This window comes from Cryobacterium sp. M23 (genome assembly GCF_002929655.1).
GTDB lineage: Bacteria > Actinomycetota > Actinomycetes > Actinomycetales > Microbacteriaceae > Cryobacterium > Cryobacterium sandaracinum.
On record NZ_PJJV01000072.1, the window covers coordinates 24,433 to 44,721 of the forward strand.

The following is a 20,289-nucleotide window of genomic DNA, read 5'->3' on the forward strand; positions in this document are numbered from 1 at the left end:
ATTCGCACTGGTTATGGTGCTGATCCTGGCGTTGGTGGCGCCTGTGTTGGTCAAGCCTCTTCTCGTGAGACTGAATGTCCTCGACATCTCCAATGAGCGGTCGTCCCACACAGGTTCGGCCATCCGCGGTGCGGGCTTGGCCCCCCTGCTCTCGATCACTGTGGGCTTGGCGCTACTCGCGGCCTTCGGGGAAACCCGGGATCCGGCGCTGCTTCTGATAATTCTCTCAGTCGCTCTCGCCTCTGGCACCTTGGGTTGGTTCGAAGATCTCCGAGGCGTTCCACTTTTGCTGCGTGCTGGTCTTCAGCTGGCCATTGGTGTCGCCGGTGCCTGCGTAGTTGTCGTTGCTTCGGGCGGCTGGTGGTGGACGGTGCCGGTATATGCCATCGGAGTAGCCGGTTACATCAACGTCGCGAACTTCATGGATGGCGTGAATGGGATGTCAGGGCTCCACGGCGCCGCTGTGGGGGCCGTATTCGCTGTTTTCGGTGGGGTTCTCGATATGCCTTGGCTGTGGCTGGCGGGAATTGTCGTGGCGCTGGCGTTCGCGGGTTTCCTTCCCTGGAACCTATTCGGTAGAAGCATGTTCCTCGGCGACGTCGGCAGCTATCTGCTCGGCGGCTCTATCGGAATAATTGCGGTCGCGGCAATCACGAATGGCGTACCGGTACTATCGGTTCTTGGGCCGCTGGCCATCTACCTGGCTGACACCGGAGCCACGCTGGGTCGCAGAATTCTTCGTGGTGAACGATGGTTTGAGGCGCACCGAGGGCATACCTATCAGCGTCTGACGGATGGTGGGATGTCCCACCTCAGAGTCTCGGCGATCGTGGCCGGTTCAAGCCTGCTGACCGGCGCGGTCGGAATCATGAATCTGATGCTCCCCGAGTATTGGGCGCTGTGGCTGGTCCTGCTGGGCGCGATCACGTTTGGCTACCTCTGGTTCGGTGCCGCCTTCGGAAAAAGCGCTCAATGGCACAGCGAGCACATCCAGAAAGTTAGAGTCTCATGAAGATCCTCGTAACGGGTTCAAACGGTTTTGTTGGGCGCCATCTGAGTTCCCACTTGGAGAGCCTTGGCCACACCGTTGGTGGTGGCGTGCGATCTCAGGGTTCAGCACCAGAGCGAACGACTGAGGTCGTCATGGGTGACTTGTCCGGGGCCACCGACTGGACGGGTCTGCTTCAAGGCTTCGACGTTGTCATCCATCTCGCAGCACGAGTTCATGTCATGAACGACACGTCCGCCGACCCGCTCAGCGAGTTTCGCCGGGTCAACTCTCTGGCCACGGCGGCTCTCGCGCGAGCGGCCGCGGCACAGGGCGTCTCACGCTTGGTGTTCTTGAGCAGCATCAAGGTCAACGGTGAAAGCACTGCCGGCAGGGGTTTCACGGCTTCGGACCGGCTGGCGCCGAACGATCCCTACGGCATCTCCAAACACGAAGCAGAAATCGAGCTTCGCAAGGTGGAGCGCGACTCGGATCTTGAAATCGTGATCGTTCGCACACCATTGGTCTACGGGCCCGGTGTCAAGGGCAACTTCGCCAAGATGTTGTCGCTCGTGCACGGGGGTGTGCCGTTGCCCCTGGGTGGACTTCGGAACCGGCGCACGATGGTGTCCGTCTGGAATCTCGTCGATCTGCTGGAGAAATGTGCCGTGGACCCGCGTGCAGCGGGAGCGCTGATCCTTGCCGGCGACGCCTTCAGCCCGTCAACGCCTCAGCTGCTGAGGGAGATGACTTCAGCCATGGGAAAGAAGTCGCGAGTCTTCCCCCTGCCACTCGCGCTCATGCGCCTGGGCGGTCGCCTCACCGGCAAGTCGGCGATTGTCAGCCGCCTCACCGAATCACTTGAGGTCACCCCTGGTTCCAGTTCAACTGATTGGGGCTGGACGCCCCCTCACGCCTTCGCGGATTCGATCCTGCGCACAGTGTCGTGGTATCTCGAAAATCGTAAGTCAGAAGCAGGCGGCCGCAGGAATTGAGGATCGCAATAGTTTCGCAGTACTACGCGCCCGAAGCCATCCGCATCCCCGACACACTGGCGCGCGGGCTGGCGGCGCGCGGTCATGAAGTCCGGGTGATCACGGGCTACCCGAATTACCCGGACGGCAATTTGTTTCCGGGTTATCGTCATAGATTGCCTACAACGGAGTGGGTCGACGGCATCAGGGTTCGCCGCGTCCCCATGGTTATCAGCCACTCCTATAACCCCATCACCAGGTTTGCTAACTACCTCACCTTCGCGGGGAGTGCTGCGGCCGCACGTGGTTTCGTTCGTTCTGCTGACGTTGTCTACGTGTACGCCACTCAAATGACTCCCGCGATCGGTCCGTCCGTTTGGCGGGCGCTTTTCGGCACCCCGTATGTGCTTCACATCCAGGATCTCTGGCCTGAATCAGTCACTGACTCGTCCATGGTCGGAGCGGGAATCACCAAGCGCATTCTGAGCGGAATTCTCAACCCGTGGCTGCGTTTTCTCTACCGAACCGCGTCCGCCACGATCGCCATCGCTCCGTCAATGTCACGAATGCTCTCTTCCCGAGGTGTGCCGGCCGATCGCCTTCACACCGTTCTGAACTGGGACGCATCAGAAGACCCGCTGGCCGCTCCGCGCGTTGAACCAGTCGACACGGGGAAGGTATCCATCGTGTATGCCGGCAACCTCGGTGACCATCAATCGCTTGACACCGTCATTCGCGCGGCAAACGCCGTGAAGCATCTGGACCACGTCATGGTCACGATTGTTGGGTCCGGTGTGGCTGAGGAACGACTGCGTGCGCTGGCACTTGAACTCGACGCCTATAACGTCCACTTCAAAGGAAGGGTGGCCCCGGAACTCATGGAAGTAATCCATGCGCAATCTGACTTTCAGGTTGTTTCCCTCAAGGACCGACCCATATTCGAGGGCACGATTCCTTCGAAACTGCAGGCAAGTCTCTCACACGGTATTCCAGTCATTACCGCCATTCGGGGGGACGTCCAAGACATGGTCCGGAGCAACGGCATCGGCTACGCCTGTGATCCGGAGGATGTTGAGCAGCTCGCACAGGCGTTCACAGACGCGGGCTCAACGGACGCCGCTCGGAGGTTGGAAATGGGGCGAAACGCTTGGGAGTATTACCGCTCGACAATGTCAATCGACAGCGGCGTGGGTGCAATTGAGAAGATTTTGGTGGAGGCATCCCTCCACTATCTGGGTATGAGAAGGGCTAGTGCACAATGACATCACGGTACGCAGATAAGAAGGTGCTCGTCACGGGCGGAACCGGGTCGTTCGGTCACACCGTTACGAAGAAACTGCTGACGCGGGACGTGGACGAGATTCGGATACTCAGCAGAGATGAGGCAAAACAGGACCTCATGCGGAGTGAGATCTCTGATCCTCGGGTTCGTTTCTACGTCGGTGACATTCGCGACTACCAAAGCGTTGAACGCGCCACGCGCGACGTTGATTACGTTTTCCATGCTGCAGCGTTGAAACAGGTTCCTTCATGCGAATTCTTCCCGATGGAGGCTGTTAAGACGAACATCCTCGGCAGCGAGAACGTGGTGCGCGCGGCGGACGATGCCGGAGTTAGATCTGTTGTGTGCCTGAGTACAGACAAAGCCGTCTATCCGGTCAATGCCATGGGTATGAGCAAGGCAATGATGGAAAAGGTTGCTCAGTCTTACGGTCTAAATAACCCAAAGGCGGAGACAACCGTGTCGTGCGTGCGCTACGGCAATGTCATGTACTCGCGCGGCTCAGTCATTCCTCTCTTCATTCGACAGTTGAAGGCGGGCAAGAACCTTACTGTCACGAACCCCGACATGACACGCTTCATGATGTCTCTCGCTGACTCGGTCGATTTGGTTGAGTATGCATTTCACAACGCACTGCAGGGTGACCTATTTATTCGCAAAGCGAAGTCCTCCACTATGGGAGATCTCGCCCAAGCGCTCATTCTTCTATTCCGCTCGCCCTCCAGAGTCGAAGTGATCGGTACCCGCCACGCAGAGAAGCTGTCCGAGGCGCTGGCAAGCCGCGAGGAGTTGGCCCGCGCCCAGGACATGGGGGACTACTTCCGGATCCGTGCCGACAATCGTGACCTGAATTACAGCATCTACGTTGAGCAGGGCGACACCCAACAGACGCAGTTCGAGAACTATGACTCCCATACGGTGTCACGGATGAATTTGCGTGAGGTTCAGGGGTTGCTCTTGACTCTGCCTGAGGTGCGAGCAGAGCTGGTCGCTGCGGGTCTTCGGGCCGAACAGGATCTGTAGATGGTGAAACACGTTGCATTGACTGGGGCGAATGGTTTCCTCGGGTGGCACGTCCGTGCTGCCCTACAAGGTCTTGGGATGGAGACTACGGCAATCCCGGTTGGGGACGCCTTCGACGGGGAGACGGCTGCTTGCGCGATATCCGCTTCGACTCGTCTCGTACACCTTGCTGGCGTGAATCGAGGCTCTGATGCTGAGGTGAGTGGGGGGAACAGCCGTTTTGCCAATCAGCTTGCAGAGGCGATCGGCCGGGCTGAAGTACCGCCCGCTGTGATCGTGTACGCAAATTCTTCCCAGGCAGGCAATGGAAGCGTATACGGAAATGCGAAGGCCGCGGCGGCAGGCATCCTGCGGACTGCGGCGGACAAGGTTGGCGCGGACTTCCAAGAAATATCCCTGCCCAATCTCTTTGGTGAACACGGCCGTCCGTTTTACAATGCGGTGACCGCGACTTTCAGCCACATGCTGGCACAGGGTCAGTCGCCAACCGTGGCCGATGACAAGATCCTGACTCTCTTGCACGCACAGGATGCGGCCGATTTGCTCATCGGTGCAGGCGACGTCACAGCAGCACAGGGGCTTGAAGCTCACGAGAGCGTCTCCGGGCTACTTGCTCGTCTCACGGAGATCCACACCGTCTATAGGCGGGGAGAGATCCCCGACGTCGCGGCCAAGTTCGACCGTGACCTCTTCAATACGTATCGCTCCTACGTCTTCCCCGCTCAGGCACCCGTTCGGCTCACCCGCCACTCGGACGCGCGAGGTTCCTTCTTCGAAATCATTCGCTCCCATGGCGGTTCTGGCCAATCGTCGTTTTCCACCACAGAACCAGGGATCAGCCGGGGTGATCACTTTCACCGCCGGAAGATCGAGCGATTCACCGTTCTTGCTGGGTCTGCGACTATTGCGCTGCGCAAGTTGTTCACTGATGAGATTTTTGAGTTTGAGGTGACAGGCGATGAACCTGTCGCTGTTGACATGCCCACGATGTGGGCACACACGATTACGAATACTGGGCCAGATCTCCTGTATACATCCTTCTGGACAAATGACATTTTCAACCCTAGTTCGCCCGACACAATTGAAGAGGTAGTGCTGAAATGACCGCCCGATTAAAGGTTCTGACTGTCGTGGGCACCCGCCCGGAAATCATTCGGTTGGCCTCGACCATCAAGAGATTGGACAAGTACACGGACCACGTCCTTGTCCACACTGGGCAGAATTATGACTACGAACTGAACGAGGTCTTCTTCGAGGATCTTGGACTTCGCCGGCCGGATTACTTCCTGGCGGCTGACACCTCGTCGCTCGGGAGGGTTCTCGGGTCTATCCTCGCAAAGACCGAAGAGGTACTTCTCAAAGAGCGCCCTGACGCCATGGTCATTTTGGGCGATACAAATAGTTGCATCTCAGCGCTAATTGCCAAGCGGTTGAAAGTGCCCGTCTACCATATGGAAGCTGGCAATCGTTGCTTTGATGAGAACGTCCCAGAGGAAACGAACCGGCGTCTGGTAGATCACATTGCAGATTACAACCTGGTCTACACGGAGCACGCGCGGCGAAACCTGCTTGCCGAGGGCATCCATCCGTCGCGAATATTGTTCACTGGTTCCCCTATGCGGGAGGTTCTTGACGGCAATGCGTCGGCAATTGCCGCGAGCAACGTCTTGGAACGGCAAGGACTAAGTGCGGGGGAGTACTTCTTAGTGAGTCTCCATCGCGAAGAGAATGTCGACAACCACCAGCGGCTGACTTCCGTTCTGGCGGCATTGGTGGCGCTCAAGCGTGATTACGGCATTCCAGTGCTTGTCTCGACGCACCCGCGCACGCGCAAAAGTCTTGAGACGGTCGCCGCTGAACTGAAGGACTCGTTGACCTTCCATCCTCCTTTTGGCTTCAACGACTACGTTCAACTTCAGATGTCCGCAAGGCTTGTGCTCTCCGATAGCGGCACAATCAGCGAAGAGTCGAGTATTCTCGGGTTTCCGGCTCTAACGCTTCGCGACTCCATCGAACGGCCTGAAGCCTTGGACGCTGGAGCGATCATCACAGCGGGTGTGACGGAAGAATCGATTCTCGATACCGTTGCCATGGTTCTTTCTGAAGGCCTCATTCCCATGTCCACAGCTATCCCGAGCGGGTATGAAGTGTCGGACACCTCTCGTAGGACCGTGAACTTCATTCGCTCGACGGCTGCCACGCATAACTTTCGTGCGGGGCTTCGGAGGTAATAGAGCGCGTACGTGAGCCACAGACCGCATCTGGCACGCTGGCTGGCGGACCGGCTGTGGTTCACACGAGCTCATGCCTGAGGAGTGCTCTCCTCGGAGTCGTATGCCCCCCTGGGGTCGATCAAGTGCCGGGCCAGCAGCATGTGTTTTTCTTTTTTTCGCAACGAGGAGCCTCTGTGGAAGCACACTATGACCTTGTCTTCTGGCAGAACATGCCGTCTCTTCATCAAGCTCCGCTAATGCGGGCGCTGGCGACCGGCCTCGGCAAGCGGGTTCTTATTGTGGTTGCGGAGGACGTATCCGCAGACCGGTTGGCAATGGGTTGGCAAGACATCGACTACGGCGATGCAGAATTGCTCATCGAACCTTCCGAAAGCAACCGGATGAAATTGGTTGAGTCGACCCGCGGCGCTATGGCACATGTGTTTTCAGGAGTGAGCGCATATCCGGCTGTGCGCAGGGCGTTCACGGCGATAACTCGGGGCCCACACAATCACGTTGCGATTATTACGGAGCCGTGGGATCCACGAGGCATTCGAGGCTCCTTGCGAGCGCTCAGATTCGGTCTGCGGCGCCGACCCCTTCGAAACATTGACACTCTATTTGCGTGCGGTGACTTAGCCAGAAGACAATTCACGTCTTTGGGTTGCGAACCAAGCAAGATTGCTCCTTTTGGATATTTCGTTGATGGGCCCGATTCGGAGGCGAAACAGTCTGATCAGAAGAGGCCACGCATAATATTCGTTGGCAGTCTGACGACGCGAAAGGACCCCGAGGTACTCATCCAAGCACTCGCGATGACTCCGGCGGATTCGTGGGAACTGAGTATCGTGGGAGACGGCCCGCTGTGGGAATCAAGCATCAGACTTGCGAAGGACCTGGGCGTCGAGAGTCGGGTGTTTTTCACACGAAGTATGGCGAACTTCGACGTCCTCCGCAAAATTGCAGGCAGCGACTTGCTTGTTCTCACAAGCAAGTACGACGGCTGGGGTGCGGTTGTGAGCGAGTCCTTAATGGCAGGTACCCCAGTAGTCGTGAGTCGGCAGTCCGGCGCGTCGGACCTTGTCCGCTCTGCATTGCAAGGTGACGTCATCCAGGCGGGACAACCAATTGAACTTGCTCGAGCGTTGGTCGGGCGTCTGAGCTCCTCGCCGATATCAGCCGAATCAAGAGCACGGCTGGAGGGCTGGTCACAGGCGGCTATATCGCCGAGGGCCGCGGCTCAGTATTTGTGGGACAACGTGACACGTGGTCGCGGTTTGGCGACGGTTGGGGCGCCGTGGAGTGCCATCGCGGCCCCGCCGGTTGGCGATGTGAATCAATGAGTGCTGAAAGTCGACGTTCAATGATTGTGCCCAGTAAGTTCGCCGTTTTCGCACCGCTGTTCCCGCCAGCAACTCTCGGAGGGGGGCCAATTCGTACGATAAAGGCCTTGGTGGATTCAGTGCCAACAAACATGGAGGCGTTTGTCTTCACCTCTGATCGGGACTTGCATCAATCCAATCCGCTTCAGGTCACAGGTAATGAGTGGTCAGTTGTTGACGGCGTCAGTGTTTACTACGGCACGGCATCCTCGCTTCATGCCTATTTGCTCGGTTTACGTGCAGTCCGGAAGAAACGCCCGCAGGTGACGTACTACAACAGTTTCTTCAGTTCGAGGTTTTCCCTGTTCCCGCAGCTCCTTGGACACATCGGGTTTTGGCGTGGGGCTCAGATTCTGCTGGCGCCCAGGGGAGAGTTCGGCCGCGGAGCACTGGCCATCAGGCCTCTCAAGAAGCGAATAGCAGTTTCCGTTTACAAGATGTTGGGGTTGCACCGCGGCGTTGTCTGGCACGCGTCGTCCACGAACGAGGCCGAGGACATAAGAGCGGTGTTCGGCGAGGTTGCGCGCGTCCTTGTTCGCGAGGACGAGACTGCGCTACCGATCGTGGCTCAGTTGCCGCGGGAGGCTCGCGGTAGTGATTCACTGCGAATCGTCTTTGTGAGCCGGCTGCATCCGATGAAAGGCCTCGATGTGTTGCTGCGCAGCCTCATGCTCACGCAGTCGGCGATCACCCTCGATGTTTACGGGAATGTCGAAGATCGGCAGTACGTCAACGGCTGCCAGGAATTGATAGATGAACTTCCAGCGAACGTGCTGTGCAATTTGCATGGCTCAATCCCCCCAGAAGCCGTACGCGCAACCTTCGCTAGGGGCGATGTCTTCGTCTTTCCAACCGCAGGGGAGAATTTCGGCCACGTGATCGCGGAGGCACTCTCTGTGAGTTGTCCGGTTATGTGCTCCGACGTGACGCCTTGGACAGGCGTCCTCAGAAACGCTGGCTGCCAAGTCCTAGGAAGTAGAGATCCACAGGAGTGGGGCATCGCCATCGATTTGTTCGCGGCGCTGTCACCCGATGAGGTTCTCGAACGGCGTCGAGCCGCAGGAGCCGCTTTCAACAGCTGGCGTGACCTGGATAAGGGAGAGCATGTCTTTGCGTTGATGACGCGCCCCGACTTCGTCCAGAAGCCCCGACACGCGGGCGGGTCGGAACTCTGATTCACACTGCTACTTATGTGAAGCGGGCTCAATACTCACTTCGGTGAGTGGCTGTGTTAACGCCAACTGAAAACAGGGCCAGAAACGCCAGGCGAGTTCTCGGTCTCGTCGCAACACTCCACCAAGCTTTGGAGTGTGAAGATGGCCAGACGTGGGCGCACGGCACCCAAGGTAGTTGAGGTGAGCATGTCAACACGATCCGCTAAAGTCGAGATGGAACACGCTGCCCGAAAGCCACTTCGATGCCACAATCCTTTTGACAGGTGAATTCGAGGTGCTGTTGGCCTCGGTAGATTGGTTTAGCCCGTCCATGATGCACTGCCTGAAAGGATCTTCCCTTTGGGAGTTTCACCACTAACGCATAGAGTTTTGGCACCGGTCACAGGGGCGTTAGTGGCAGCAGCGGCTGGATGGCAGGCAGCCGCAGGACCTACCGGTTTCGCGATTGCACTTATCGCGATATGCGGCTCCCTGGTCGCGTTACTGAACTCTACGGTGCGAGCGCTAGCACCGTTCACGTTCGGCGTTCTTTTCATTCTTTCCTCGTCGACGGCATTCACTGTGAGTCCTGCCACGTCGGTCTTGTTCCGTATTCTCGGAATCTCCTTGTTGTGCCTGTGCAGCCTCCAGCGGCCCTCGAATGTCACCGGTGTTCCGCCAGACAGCAAGAGAAATTTTGCTGAGTTGCGGGTGTGGCTTCCGTGGGTGGTTGGATCGCTTCTGGCATTCCTGCTACTCGGCTTTGCCTTCCACGGCCAAGCGGCGAATTTCATCTTTTATGGAATCGGCCTCGTTATGCTCGCTCTGGCGGTTGTGGCCACTGCTGTTGCTGTCCCCAGAAGAATTGTCACTATCGCGTTAGTGCTGGCCTTGGGGATAACGGTAGTCGGGTCTCTCATCTCCGGGCTCGTGATACCCGAGGTTGCGATTGCAGGGGGGAGGCTGCGTGGCCTTACCTCGAACGCAAACCTGCTGGGGTTCTATGCGTTCCTGTTGGGGTCACTCGCCATCGTCGTCATACGGCACATAGGGCTGAAAATGGTTATTCTTGCGCTGGCCGGCGTGTGCGTCGTATGGACGTCCAGCCGGGGGAGCGCGTTGGCGTTGGCGATCCTGTTGATCTTCCTCGTGATGAAAAAACTAACTGCCACGGGGTTTCTTGTGATGACTGGTTTGCTCGCCCTTGGGTTCATCGTGGCCCTCGCTCTGCCTCAGAGCCTTTCGGTTCTAGACGGATTGTTACGTGTTACGTATTCCCGTGCAGAAACGTTTGAGATAGCGATCGAATTATTCCGTTCATCTCCTTTAATTGGCATCGGAGTGGGCAATGAGGAGGTCGAGATCGCAAGCAGTCCGATGCGGGCGCTAGCGACGGCGGGCGTTGGTGGCCTCATAGCGGTCATAGTCATGTGGGTAGCACTGCTCTCGTACTCAAGGAAGGCGGGCCTGCTGGGGGTGGGTTTCACGTTAGCCGCAGTTGTTCATAGCTTTTTCGAAGGATGGTTGCTGTCGCCAACTAGCCCCCTATTGATAGTCTTCGTTCTCGTGTGGTGGGTCGTAGTGCGACACGATACGCAGGTGACGTCGGTTCACCGCGACAGGCGAATCACGCCGGTCGAGAATTCGACCACAAGTGGCAAACACACTGGTGGGTGGATTCCAAGCACCATGTGACAGTGTGGGCCGCCCCGGTTTGGCTCCTGACCTCTGGAGATTCGTCTTCGTCGGAAAGATGTCATCATCAAGATGTGCCGCGTTGGCGCGTGCCGTGACAACAATGCGATGGAGTCGTTCTTCGCCCTGCTACAGAAGAACGTCCTCGATCGGCTGCGGTGGTCGTCCCGGGAGAACTGCGCCTGGCGATGGTGATCTGCATCGAGCGCACCTACCACCGCAAGCGCCGGCAACACCACTGACGGCGCTCACTGAAATTCCCCAGATCTGCTCACTGAAATTCCCCACTCCGGGTCGCTTCCGCACATAGAAGCGGGCCTTCCTCGATGCTGATGGTCTTCGACCACACACCAGCTTCAAGAAAGGCCCTACTCCTATGCTTTCAGAGGAGGACGACGTGGACATCCACGCGCTCAAACGGCAAGGGATGACGATCAGTGAGATCGCCCGCCGCACCGACCACGACCGCAAGACCATCCGCGCCTATCTCGCCGGCCAACGCACCCCAGGAGTGCGTCACCGCGCCGTCCCGGACCCGTTCGACGCGTTCGTCGACTACGTCACCGCGAGGCTGACTGAGGACCCGCATCTCTGGGCGGCGACGCTGCTCGACGAGCTCGTCCCGCTGGGCTTCTCGGGGTCGTATCAGACCCTGACTCGCCAGATCCGGGACCGGGCATTGCGGCCGGCCTGCACCGCCTGCGCCCACGTAACCAAGCGGCCCAACGCGATCATCGAGCACCCGCCCGGCGAGGAGACCCAGTTCGACTGGGTCGAGCAGCCCGACGCCCCAGCCGACTGGGCGTTCCCGACGAAACGCGCCTACATGCTCGTGGGCTCCCTGGCGCACTCCGGGCTTTGGCGGGCAGTGATCTCCCCGTCGATGGACCTGCCCCACCTGCTGGCCGCGATGACGGTCCTGCTGGGGCTGCTTGGCGGGGTGACGAAGTCCTGGCGGTTCGACCGGATGACCACCGTGCTGAAGGCCGGGACGAGTGATCTGACGCCGATGTTCGCCGCGTTCTCCAAGCACCACGCCGTCACCGTCGTCGCCTGCCGGCCCCGTTCGGGCAACCGCAAGGGCGTGGTCGAGAAGAACAACCACACCGCCGCGCAGCGCTGGTGGCACAACCTCCCCGACGACGTCACCCTCGAGCAAGCCCAGCAACGCCTGACCGCGTTCGCCAGAGGCCAGGACGGCCGGCGCCGCGAGGGACGCGACGGATCCACAACAGCCGCGGTCATGTTCGCCGCGGAACGACTCCAACCGTTGCCGCCGACACTGTTCCCGGTCGTCGTGACCGAGCAACGCACCGCGACACGGCAGGCGTTGATCGATTGGCGCGGGAACCGGTACTCGGTGCCGCCGGAACTGGCCGCGGCCCGCGTCGTCGTCCACCAACGCCTCGGCGCGACGACCATCGACATCGCGACCGTCTCTGGGGTCGTCCTCGCCCGGCACACCGTCGCGGAGGCTGGCCTCGGGGTGACGATCCGCGACAGCGGACACGTCACCGCACTGGAGACGATCGCCCTGGCCGCAGCCCCTCCCGGCTGGCCACACCGGAAGAAGGAACGCATTCCACCGGGCACCGCCGCGCGCCGCGCCGCGATGGCGCTGACCGGCATTACCGAACCCACCACCGTGATCAGCCTGGCCGCCTACGAGACGGCCGCGAAGAACAGGAACACCCTCCGATGAACACACCACTCGCTACCTCGACCAACCCGCCGGCCATGGACACCACGACACCGGCGAGCGTCTATCAGCAGCTGCGCGGCCACCTCACCGAGCTCAAGCTCGCCGACGCCGCCGAGGCGCTGCCGAGCGTCCTCGACCAGGCCCAAGCTGAGGGCTGGAGCCTCACCCACGCCCTCGAGCGCCTGCTCTCCATCGAGGTCACCGCGACCGACGCCCGCCGCCTCTCCGGCCGGTTCCGCTTCGCGAACCTCCCCACCGGCGCCACCCTCGACGACTTCGACCTCGACGCCGCCTCTGGCATCGACCGGTCCCTGCTCGCTGAGCTCGGCACCTGCCGCTACCTCGAGACCGCGACCAACGTGCTGCTGATCGGACCGCCCGGAGTCGGGAAAACGCACATCGCCACGGGCCTTGGCCATGCCGCCGTGACGGCCGGCTAACGCACCTACTTCACCTCCGCCGCCGACCTCGCCGCCCGCTGCCACCGCGCCGCGATCGAAGGCAAATGGGGCACGATGATGCGGTTCTTCGCCGGCCCAACGCTGCTCGTCATCGATGAACTCGGCTACCTTCCGCTGCCCGCCGAGGCCGCATCAGCACTGTTCCAAGTCATCAACCAGCGCTACCTGAAAACGTCGATCGTGATCACCACGAACCGGCCCGTCGGCGCCTGGGGCGAGATCCTCGGCGACACCACCGTCGCCGCCGCGATGCTCGACCGGCTCCTGCACCGATCCGTCGTCGTCACCCTCGACGGCGGCTCCTACCGGCTCCGCAACCACGCCGCCCAATCCAACGAACTCCGCCGCGTGACAACCGGCACAAACTTCCGCTAACCTAACCCCGCGACCTGGGGAGCTTCAATGAGCAAGACTGGGGAATTTCGCTGAGCGCCGTCACCACCTCGGAAAGGTCACCCCGATTGAGTTTGAAACAATAAATGTGGCCCTCACAGCCCCTTGACACCACTAGCCGACTGAGCTGGCTGAACTCGGCGCACTCCCGAGCGCTTTCATTTCTACCCAGCCAACAAAGGGTCAGCGGTCGAGGTCGGCCGATGCCCGATTGAAAACTCTATTTCTGAACGAAACGGACAATAGCGCGGCTACCGTCCGACGAGCGACATCGGTGTGACCCTCGGTCATGAGAGAGAAGAGCCAGCCGGCTGTTGTCAGCGCAACGATGATAATGACAAAACCGGACCAGGATCCGAGTGACGGTTGCCAGGAACCAGTGACCCCTCTCGGACTCACGGCAACGGCTATCAGGGTCAGTAACGGGTAGTGAATCGCGTAGAGCGAGTATGAGGACCCCGCAAGGCGGGAAAACAGGCCCAGCAGATGACGTCCCCCAGCCTTGCGCGGCCAAAGGTCTGGAAGTAGTAATGCAACGAGCGAGGCCGCCAGAATGCCTACGACATAGCTAGTGAATGGAGTGTTTACGGGGCTGCCGCCCGCAACCTTATCCGCGACCATTGCTCCAGCCAAGGCGAGCAAGTTTAGAACTCGCAATATCGTTAGCAGAACGGGCGAGACCCCGGCCAAACGACTCCGGATACTTCCGTCTAGGAATGCGACTGCCGCACCAAGGAGCCAGACAGGAAACAGGCTGAGCACGTTCCAGCCGAAGAAGACAATCAGTGCAATTCCGGCCGCCGTAACGAGAATTCTCACTCTCAGTCGCCGTGCGTACCAGAAACCGGCGAGCAGCAGAGGCAGAATCGCGTAGTACGCCGCTTCATAGGTCAATGACCACAGGGCCTCGTTTGACCCGAATGACGGGACATGCATCGGTTGCAGGAAGGCGATATTTCCAAGTGCAATCGGCCAGCCAGAGTTAGTGGCAGCGTTGCGGCTGTCGTCGTAAAAAGCGGCACCCCCAAAATAGGTTCGTCCGAACCAATCAAGGATGGCTGTCAGAAGTATGGCGGGAATGAGAACTATCCACAGACGTGTGAGCCGACTGATGGCGTATGACTTGGCCGAAAACGCGCCTCTGGCCAGGCCTCTTTGGGCGCTGCCCCCGACAAAGTACCCGCTGAGAACAAAGAAGACGAGTACAGCCCCATGGCCCAGGCCGAATAGTGCGAGAGCGCCCTGAGTGAGTATGTCTGCAGGCGCGTCTTCCCGACCTACGAAAAGAAAACCTCGAGCATGACCAGCGACGACAAGAAACGCAGCAGCGGCACGAACGGCATTTAGCGCGTAATTATCGACCCTCTCGGGCCGAGCCGTTATGTCCCCCATGCCAAGATTCTATTGGGGGATTCACAGAGCCGATAACGCTCCTGGATGGAGCTGTCGTCGTTTTTCCTGGCGGTACGTAGCCCGAAATAGTGCCATAGGGGGCAGGGCTGCCTAGTCGAATTCCAGAGCCGACCGCCCGACTCGGTGGCCGGCGCAAGGTCCTGGGCGGCTGCGGTGCTGAAGATGAGGTCACCGAAACTGAGCCCGAGCGTTGATGACCTTGGAGCGGTCGATGAATCTATTGCCCCTATGTTTTTCTCCTAAAGCGGCGAGTGGGTGGGCGGTTCGATGCACGGTGCCGTTGCGGAGCATGGCATAGAGGACGTCGCAGCAGTGGCGGGCGAGGGCGGTGAGGGGCTGATTGTGGCGTTGGGCGATCCTGCAGTCCGAGTAGGCCTGTGATGCCGGGTTCCGGAGGGCGGCGAAGGCCGAGAGGAATCGCTCGTTTGAGGATCATGTTGACTCGCCGAGACGGGTGTTCGCCGCAGATGGAACTGTCGGTGCGCCGGGTCGGGGGGGGCGAGGCCAGCGTAAGCGGTGAGCTGGCCGGTGGGCGCGAAGTCGTTCCGGGAGAATGACCTGCTCCTCAGCGAGTTAGAGGGAATCGGATGCGTTGCGGCTGCCGTCGTACCGCTCGGGCGATTCATTTAGAGGCACAGCACAATTTCATTCCTCGGCTGCGTCCTGCGATACTCGCAGGACGCAGATCCGAGGTGCAGCGAAATGGCTGCTCTGACTGGAGGCGAGCAAGCCAGCACTCGAACTATAGGGACCCATGACTCGCACAATCATCGTATCCGCGACGTTGAAGTCCCTGTCGATCGACGACGTAACAACCTCAAGTCAGTCCTATGAGTTACAACTAGCAATGGCGTTCTCTGAAATTCACTCGACAACCGTCATCTCATTGGTTGCAGTGAAGGCCGCAAGGCGCGAAGGCTTGAGTCTTATCGCTCTGAAGTCCGAGGCCCGTGGGCTCAGGGCGGCTTGGAATCTCACTCAGGAGTTGCTTCGTGAGAAGCGTAGAGGCGTTCAAATAATTTCGTTCGGGTACGACCCGCTCACGGTATTGCCATTGTTATTCTCGCGAGCGCTCGGGGCTTTGGCATACTCAATCGTGTTTGACACACACCTAGGCTCGGTTGAGAGATTCGCTCAACCTAAACGGACATTAGTGAATGCGTACTTCGGCTTCGGAACGCAGTTACTCCGCGCCTTGTCCGGCTTGTTCGTGGTTACCAGAGATGCTGAAGACAGATTTGCGAGAATAAATAAAAGCATATTCAGGACCCGAATAGGTTTCGATTCAAAGAACGTAAAGCCTTGGGTGCGTCCGAAATCCGAGGAATTTAGTGTCTTCTATGCGGGTGCACTCGAGGTCTACAACGGAATTGAGCCGATGATGGATGGCGTCATTCTGCGAAATGCGCATGATGCAGCAACAGGACGGGTGGTCCTTCACATATATGGGTCGGGCAACCTTCGGTCCATGGTTGAAGACTATTCTGCGCGATATGAAGCCATCGTCTTTCACGGCGTTGCGGCCAAAGCGGAAGTGGACGCAGCTGTCCTGCGATCTAATCTTGCATTCAACCTAAGAGATCTCGACCACTCCGTGTCCGCTAACGCGTTCCCTTCGAAGCTGATTGAGCTGCTGGGCTTGGGGATCCCGGTTGCAACCACCGCTGTGCTGCCCTCTGCGCTTCTGGACCGGTTCTCACTGATCGTCTCCGAGGTGACCCCAGTGAGCGTCATGGAGGCCATTCTGGTCGCAGAAAGATCTTACGACTCGTTAGCGGTGAAAGCGCCATTGGCTCGTGGCTTCATCGCCAGTGAGTTCAACTGGCCTGTCATCGTGTCGGAGATGTCGGGCTACATGTGTGGCGTATCCACCGCGGCGGTGTAGACCAGTGGGCCGTGCTAGCACAAGCGCCACTGCGTGGCGCAGGTTGTCAACTCATAGCGTGATCCGCTACGGAGCGGCTTCTGTTTTCCCCCGGACGGTAGCAGCTGTCGGAATGTTGATCATTACCCCGGTTGGCCTGAGCCAGTTGGGCGTCACTGATTTTGCGTATTGGCTGCTTGCTACATATGTCTCAGGTTTGGTTGTATCTCCCGATCTCGGCATCGGAAACAGCGTTGTCAACGAATTTGGGTCAGACCATGCAAGAGGAGTTAGCCTCCGCACGCACGAAACTCGCATACGAGGCCTCATAAAACTACTCAGCATTGTTGCGCTGACCTGGCTCCTCATAGGCATATTGTTCGCCTACCTGTACTCCGTTTCTAGCGATCAGCGGGGTGATGAGATCACAATATTCGCCTCACTGGTGCTTGGCTTATTCTGCTTCTTGTCGGCCGTGCCGGCCTCTGTCGTCCAGAGGATTCAGCTATCTCAAGAGACAGCGTCTCAAGCGGTCATGTGGGAGGGCGTAGGGAAGACGGTCGGTCTTGGTCTTTCGTTGGCAGTTCTAGTTTGGTCACCCAACCTCTACCTCCTGATAGTTTCTTACATGCTGCCTGTGTCAATCTTCAGTTGGCTCAATGCTGTGCTCTTCCTGAGGTCGCACGGCATGGGGCGCGTTGGCAAGATGCCAAGTGTTGCGCAAGCGCTGAGGCAAAACCGCCATTCATTCAGCGTGGGCAAGTGGTTCCTTATCATGCAAGTTTGTTATTTGCTCATTTCTGCGCTAGATCCGTATCTTGTAAACATCTTCGGTAGTCCGAGCGATCTGGTCTATTTCAACGTAGCTAAGCGGCCTTTTGATCTGTTGCCGATGATCGTTTCAACATACGCGCTGGCCCTCTGGCCTGTCTTTCGTCGGCTGCGGACGCATGCAGATCCTGGACGTTTGCATCGGCTCTTTCTCACGGTCACCTTCGTCAGCATCGGCCTCGCTGCAGTGGGAAGTGCGCTCATCATTCTCGTGCGAGGTCCCATGTACAACTTCCTCAGCGGTGGCAGTGTCACCCCGACTCTTTCTGATCTTCTGTACTTTCTACTGCTCATGGTGAGTACCGCCAGCGTCTTGATATCGACGAACTACTTGAACGCTATCGATCGCATCCGGAGTCAAGCTTGGATATTTGTCTCTGGCGCAATTGTTTTGATTCTTGCGAAGGTCATGAGCCTAATAATTGGCGATGTGCATTTATTCGTGATGGCATCTGCGGTTTCGTACTTTTTATTTATCGCATTTCCTCTGCTCGTGCTCTGCAGCCCAACGAAGGGCAAGATGCCGAAGTCGGCCGTTGCCACTCGAAGGCCCTCAGAAATTTCCGAGCAGTAGTTTTGGAGCCGTCGGTCGGATCGCTCCTCCGCACGGGCGCATGTCGTGACCACCGCCACGTGTTATCAAACACATTCGATTGAGGAATGAGCTCGTGACGGCAACTTCCAGGAAGTTCTTCTCGCCAGAAGCGCCTAAGTGGCCAAAACACAGGCAACGGATTTTCCGCACGGTTCCTCACCCCCGACCCGGCCTGGTGCCGATTCCCGTGCGCAACCTGATTAAATGGTGCAGTGAACGTAAAAATCCCTGCACCGAGAGCGCGGCGACGTAACCTAGACACGAGATTGCGTATTTATCGGCGGTGGTGGTTTTGGGCCGCGATTGCCTTCGCTTCGCTAATGATCCTTGGCAGTTGGGTCGGTGGGCGAGGTCTTATGGCTAAAGGGGAGCTGGAAGAAGCCATTCCGCTCGCGGCCACGATCAGGGCGCAGGTTGTCGCGCGCGACTCGTCTTCGGCTATGGCGAGTGCAAAGGCCATGGCGTCACACACGGCTCGGGCACGGGAACTGACAAGTGACCCGGTGTGGAGGGCGACGGAAAGCGTGCCGTTCATTGGGCCGAATCTAGTGGCCGTACGGGAGCTCGCGGGCATCGCCGATGACGTCACGTCCGGGGCGGTGCAGCCGTTGGCCAGCCTCGCCTCGGCCTTGGGCCCGACGACCCTTAAGCCACGAGACGGAGCAGTCAACCTAGAGCCACTTATCAAGGCGGGCGCAACCGTTGATCAGGCCAGCAATGAAATCTCTGCAGCGAGCGATAGCGTCAACGCGATAGACACCACCTCGACCGTGGGCCAAATTAAGAGTGCTGTCAAGCAGCTCGACGGACTCCTGGCAGACATTGCGCCCACGCTCACATCCGCAAACGAGTTGCTTGGAATCATGCCAGACGCTTTGGGCGCAAGCACGCCCCGCAACTACCTCATCGTCTTCCAGAACAACGCTGAAGCACGCGCGCTTGGTGGAACCTCTCTTTCGTTTGCCCTCGTCACGATGGACAAGGGGCGCGTCTCTCTCGGAAGTGCCGTTCCTGCAGGTCTTGGGAACTTCGCGTACTATCCCGATTCCGTCTTGCCGATGCCGGACGGGGTCTCAGCTCTGTACGGTTCGGAATTCGGCCGAGCTATGTCGAATGTCACGGTGCGGCCAAGCTTCAAGAGCGCGGCCGAGGTCGCCCAGGAAATGTGGAAGCGTCAGTTCGGTGTAACCGTTGACGGCGTGATTTCAGTTGATCCGGTTGCACTCGGTTATCTGCTGCGTGCAACCGCGCCGATCCCATTGTCGACCGGCGACGTTCTGACGAGTGAGAATCTTGCCGCCCTGCTCCTCAACGGGGTCTACATGCGCTACTGGACAGAAGACTCGGGTGCCGACAATTCAGCGCAGGACGCGGTCTATGCGGAGATCGTCGAAAAAACCTTCGACGCGCTTTCGAGCGGAAGTGCGGATCCGGCGCCACTGATGTCGGCACTGACTCAAGCTGTCGGCGAACGCCGAATACTGTTCTGGAGTCCAAAGGAGGAAGAACAGGCTACCTTCGAGTCCTTGGGAGCAGACGGGCCGCTGCCCAAGAGCGACAAAAATGCCGACCGGGTCGGTGTTTACCTCCAAGAAAACGTCGGCTCGAAGATGAACTACTACTTACAGCAGGCAGTAAGTCTGGGGCAGGCAGTGTGCCGCGCCGACGGGAAGGCGTCATACCGCATTGGCGTCGACCTCACGAACGGTTTGCCAGCCGATGCGGCGACATCGATCAGCCCGTCGATTCTCGGGCAGTATATGAGGGAGGGGACGACCCCGGGTGTTCAACGAATGTTGGTGATGCTCTACGCCCCGCCCGGGTCGCAGATCGTAGGAGCGACGGTTGACGGGGCAGCGGTGCAGCTGGAATCTTTTCACGACACCGACTACCCGGTGGCGAAGCTGATCGTGAGCATGGAGCCCGGTGCCACGTCGAAGATGACACTCGACGTTGTGGCGGCCGGAACCGGAACGAAGGCGCTTGAGGCTGAGGTCACCCCAATGGTGAACCCCACGACCGTTTCGGATCTGCCCCTCGACTGCGCCACCGTCGCGGCGGGGTAGGCGGGGCGTCGTCCCTACAGGCCGATGGCGAAGGCGGCGTAGCCGATGACGCTGGCGGAAACCGCAGCGACGGCCAGAAAGGCGTACTGCAGTCCCTTGGTGCTGCGACCTCGTCGCAATAATGCCTTGTGGCCCATCTGCTCAGGCCGGATTTTCGTCACAATTTTTACTGTACCGCTGCGGTGACACCCGAATCGTTGCTCTGCGCCCCCAAAGGAGGGGGTTAGGCTGCCTCGTCTGGTGCCCGAGGCTA

15 protein-coding genes and 3 pseudogenes are annotated in these 20,289 nt (G+C 58.9%); 15 read left to right on the forward strand and 3 right to left on the reverse strand.

The features are described 5' to 3' along the window. Positions 1-13 precede the first annotated feature (13 nt). From CXY82_RS09655 to istB, 12 genes and pseudogenes are all read left to right on the forward strand, one after another. Positions 14-1,012 (forward strand): glycosyltransferase family 4 protein, encoded by a 999-nt coding sequence (locus CXY82_RS09655; protein ID WP_158252167.1) that lies wholly within the window; start codon positions 14-16, stop codon positions 1,010-1,012. Continuing rightward, the gene (locus tag CXY82_RS09660; protein WP_104170755.1) at positions 1,009-1,983 is read left to right on the forward strand and encodes an NAD-dependent epimerase/dehydratase family protein; all 975 of its coding nucleotides are present in this window, start codon (positions 1,009-1,011) and stop codon (positions 1,981-1,983) included. Before CXY82_RS09655 ends, CXY82_RS09660 begins: the two co-directional genes overlap by 4 nt. After that, positions 1,980-3,224 carry a glycosyltransferase family 4 protein gene (locus CXY82_RS09665; protein WP_104170756.1) on the forward strand — a complete coding sequence of 415 codons (1,245 nt, stop codon included), beginning with the start codon at positions 1,980-1,982 and terminating at the stop codon, positions 3,222-3,224. The genes CXY82_RS09660 and CXY82_RS09665 overlap by 4 nt, the downstream gene beginning before the upstream one ends. After that, positions 3,221-4,267, forward strand: a complete 1,047-nt coding sequence (locus CXY82_RS09670) for a polysaccharide biosynthesis protein (protein ID WP_104170757.1) — start codon at positions 3,221-3,223, stop codon at positions 4,265-4,267. Before CXY82_RS09665 ends, CXY82_RS09670 begins: the two co-directional genes overlap by 4 nt. Beyond that, entirely contained in the window at positions 4,268-5,371 is a 1,104-nt protein-coding gene (locus tag CXY82_RS09675) for an NAD-dependent epimerase/dehydratase family protein (protein ID WP_104170758.1), read from the forward strand. Further along, positions 5,368-6,498: a non-hydrolyzing UDP-N-acetylglucosamine 2-epimerase gene (gene wecB / locus CXY82_RS09680; RefSeq protein ID WP_104170759.1), complete on the forward strand. Its 1,131-nt coding sequence runs from the start codon at positions 5,368-5,370 to the stop codon at positions 6,496-6,498. Before CXY82_RS09675 ends, wecB begins: the two co-directional genes overlap by 4 nt. A gap of 413 nt (positions 6,499-6,911) precedes the next feature. Then, positions 6,912-7,823, forward strand: a complete 912-nt coding sequence (locus CXY82_RS18590) for a glycosyltransferase (RefSeq protein WP_370443697.1) — start codon at positions 6,912-6,914, stop codon at positions 7,821-7,823. Positions 7,824-7,843: 20 nt separating this feature from the next. Then, a complete protein-coding gene (locus CXY82_RS09690; protein WP_158252168.1) occupies positions 7,844-9,037 on the forward strand; it encodes a glycosyltransferase in 1,194 nt (397 codons plus the stop codon). Between the two features lie 339 nt (positions 9,038-9,376). Then, entirely contained in the window at positions 9,377-10,711 is a 1,335-nt protein-coding gene (locus tag CXY82_RS09695; RefSeq protein ID WP_146069100.1) for a hypothetical protein, read from the forward strand. Positions 10,712-10,783: 72 nt separating this feature from the next. Next, positions 10,784-10,944: pseudogene (locus CXY82_RS09700) on the forward strand (IS3 family transposase); the annotation flags it as partial. A gap of 143 nt (positions 10,945-11,087) precedes the next feature. Further along, positions 11,088-12,413 carry an IS21 family transposase gene (gene istA, locus CXY82_RS09705; protein WP_104170763.1) on the forward strand — a complete coding sequence of 442 codons (1,326 nt, stop codon included), beginning with the start codon at positions 11,088-11,090 and terminating at the stop codon, positions 12,411-12,413. 35 nt (positions 12,414-12,448) lie between these two features. Continuing rightward, a pseudogene (istB, locus tag CXY82_RS09710) lies at positions 12,449-13,249 on the forward strand (IS21-like element helper ATPase IstB). A gap of 201 nt (positions 13,250-13,450) precedes the next feature. On the opposite strand, the gene CXY82_RS09715 reads toward istB, so the two are convergent. Both CXY82_RS09715 and CXY82_RS17955 read right to left on the reverse strand, forming a co-directional pair. Then, positions 13,451-14,659, reverse strand: a complete 1,209-nt coding sequence (locus CXY82_RS09715) for an acyltransferase (RefSeq protein ID WP_104170764.1) — start codon at positions 14,657-14,659, stop codon at positions 13,451-13,453. 189 nt (positions 14,660-14,848) lie between these two features. Next, a pseudogene (locus CXY82_RS17955) lies at positions 14,849-15,219 on the reverse strand (hypothetical protein); the annotation flags it as partial. Between the two features lie 215 nt (positions 15,220-15,434). Here CXY82_RS17955 and CXY82_RS09725 point away from each other — a divergent pair. From CXY82_RS09725 to CXY82_RS09735, 3 genes are all read left to right on the forward strand, one after another. Next, positions 15,435-16,565 carry a hypothetical protein gene (locus CXY82_RS09725; protein ID WP_104170765.1) on the forward strand — a complete coding sequence of 377 codons (1,131 nt, stop codon included), beginning with the start codon at positions 15,435-15,437 and terminating at the stop codon, positions 16,563-16,565. A 58-nt stretch (positions 16,566-16,623) separates the two neighbouring features. Then, positions 16,624-17,949 carry a lipopolysaccharide biosynthesis protein gene (locus tag CXY82_RS09730; protein ID WP_146069101.1) on the forward strand — a complete coding sequence of 442 codons (1,326 nt, stop codon included), beginning with the start codon at positions 16,624-16,626 and terminating at the stop codon, positions 17,947-17,949. Positions 17,950-18,290: 341 nt separating this feature from the next. Then, positions 18,291-20,036: a DUF4012 domain-containing protein gene (locus CXY82_RS09735; RefSeq protein WP_104170767.1), complete on the forward strand. Its 1,746-nt coding sequence runs from the start codon at positions 18,291-18,293 to the stop codon at positions 20,034-20,036. Between the two features lie 14 nt (positions 20,037-20,050). On the opposite strand, the gene CXY82_RS17315 is transcribed toward CXY82_RS09735, so the two are convergent. Further along, complete coding sequence (locus CXY82_RS17315) at positions 20,051-20,197, reverse strand: hypothetical protein (protein WP_158252169.1); 147 nt, start codon at positions 20,195-20,197, stop codon at positions 20,051-20,053. Positions 20,198-20,289 lie beyond the last annotated feature (92 nt).

Coding starts and splice junctions, on each gene's coding strand:
- CXY82_RS09670 (WP_104170757.1), top strand. CDS start 3,221: ATGACATCACGGTACGCAGATAAGAAGGTGCTCGTCACGGGCGGAACC.
- istA (WP_104170763.1), top strand. CDS start 11,088: ATGCTTTCAGAGGAGGACGACGTGGACATCCACGCGCTCAAACGGCAA.
- CXY82_RS09655 (WP_158252167.1), top strand. CDS start 14: ATGGTGCTGATCCTGGCGTTGGTGGCGCCTGTGTTGGTCAAGCCTCTT.
- CXY82_RS18590 (WP_370443697.1), top strand. CDS start 6,912: ATGGCACATGTGTTTTCAGGAGTGAGCGCATATCCGGCTGTGCGCAGG.
- CXY82_RS09735 (WP_104170767.1), top strand. CDS start 18,291: ATGATCCTTGGCAGTTGGGTCGGTGGGCGAGGTCTTATGGCTAAAGGG.
- CXY82_RS09660 (WP_104170755.1), top strand. CDS start 1,009: ATGAAGATCCTCGTAACGGGTTCAAACGGTTTTGTTGGGCGCCATCTG.
- CXY82_RS09725 (WP_104170765.1), top strand. CDS start 15,435: ATGACTCGCACAATCATCGTATCCGCGACGTTGAAGTCCCTGTCGATC.
- CXY82_RS09690 (WP_158252168.1), top strand. CDS start 7,844: ATGATTGTGCCCAGTAAGTTCGCCGTTTTCGCACCGCTGTTCCCGCCA.
- wecB (WP_104170759.1), top strand. CDS start 5,368: ATGACCGCCCGATTAAAGGTTCTGACTGTCGTGGGCACCCGCCCGGAA.
- CXY82_RS09675 (WP_104170758.1), top strand. CDS start 4,268: ATGGTGAAACACGTTGCATTGACTGGGGCGAATGGTTTCCTCGGGTGG.
- CXY82_RS09715 (WP_104170764.1), bottom strand. CDS start 14,659: ATGGGGGACATAACGGCTCGGCCCGAGAGGGTCGATAATTACGCGCTA.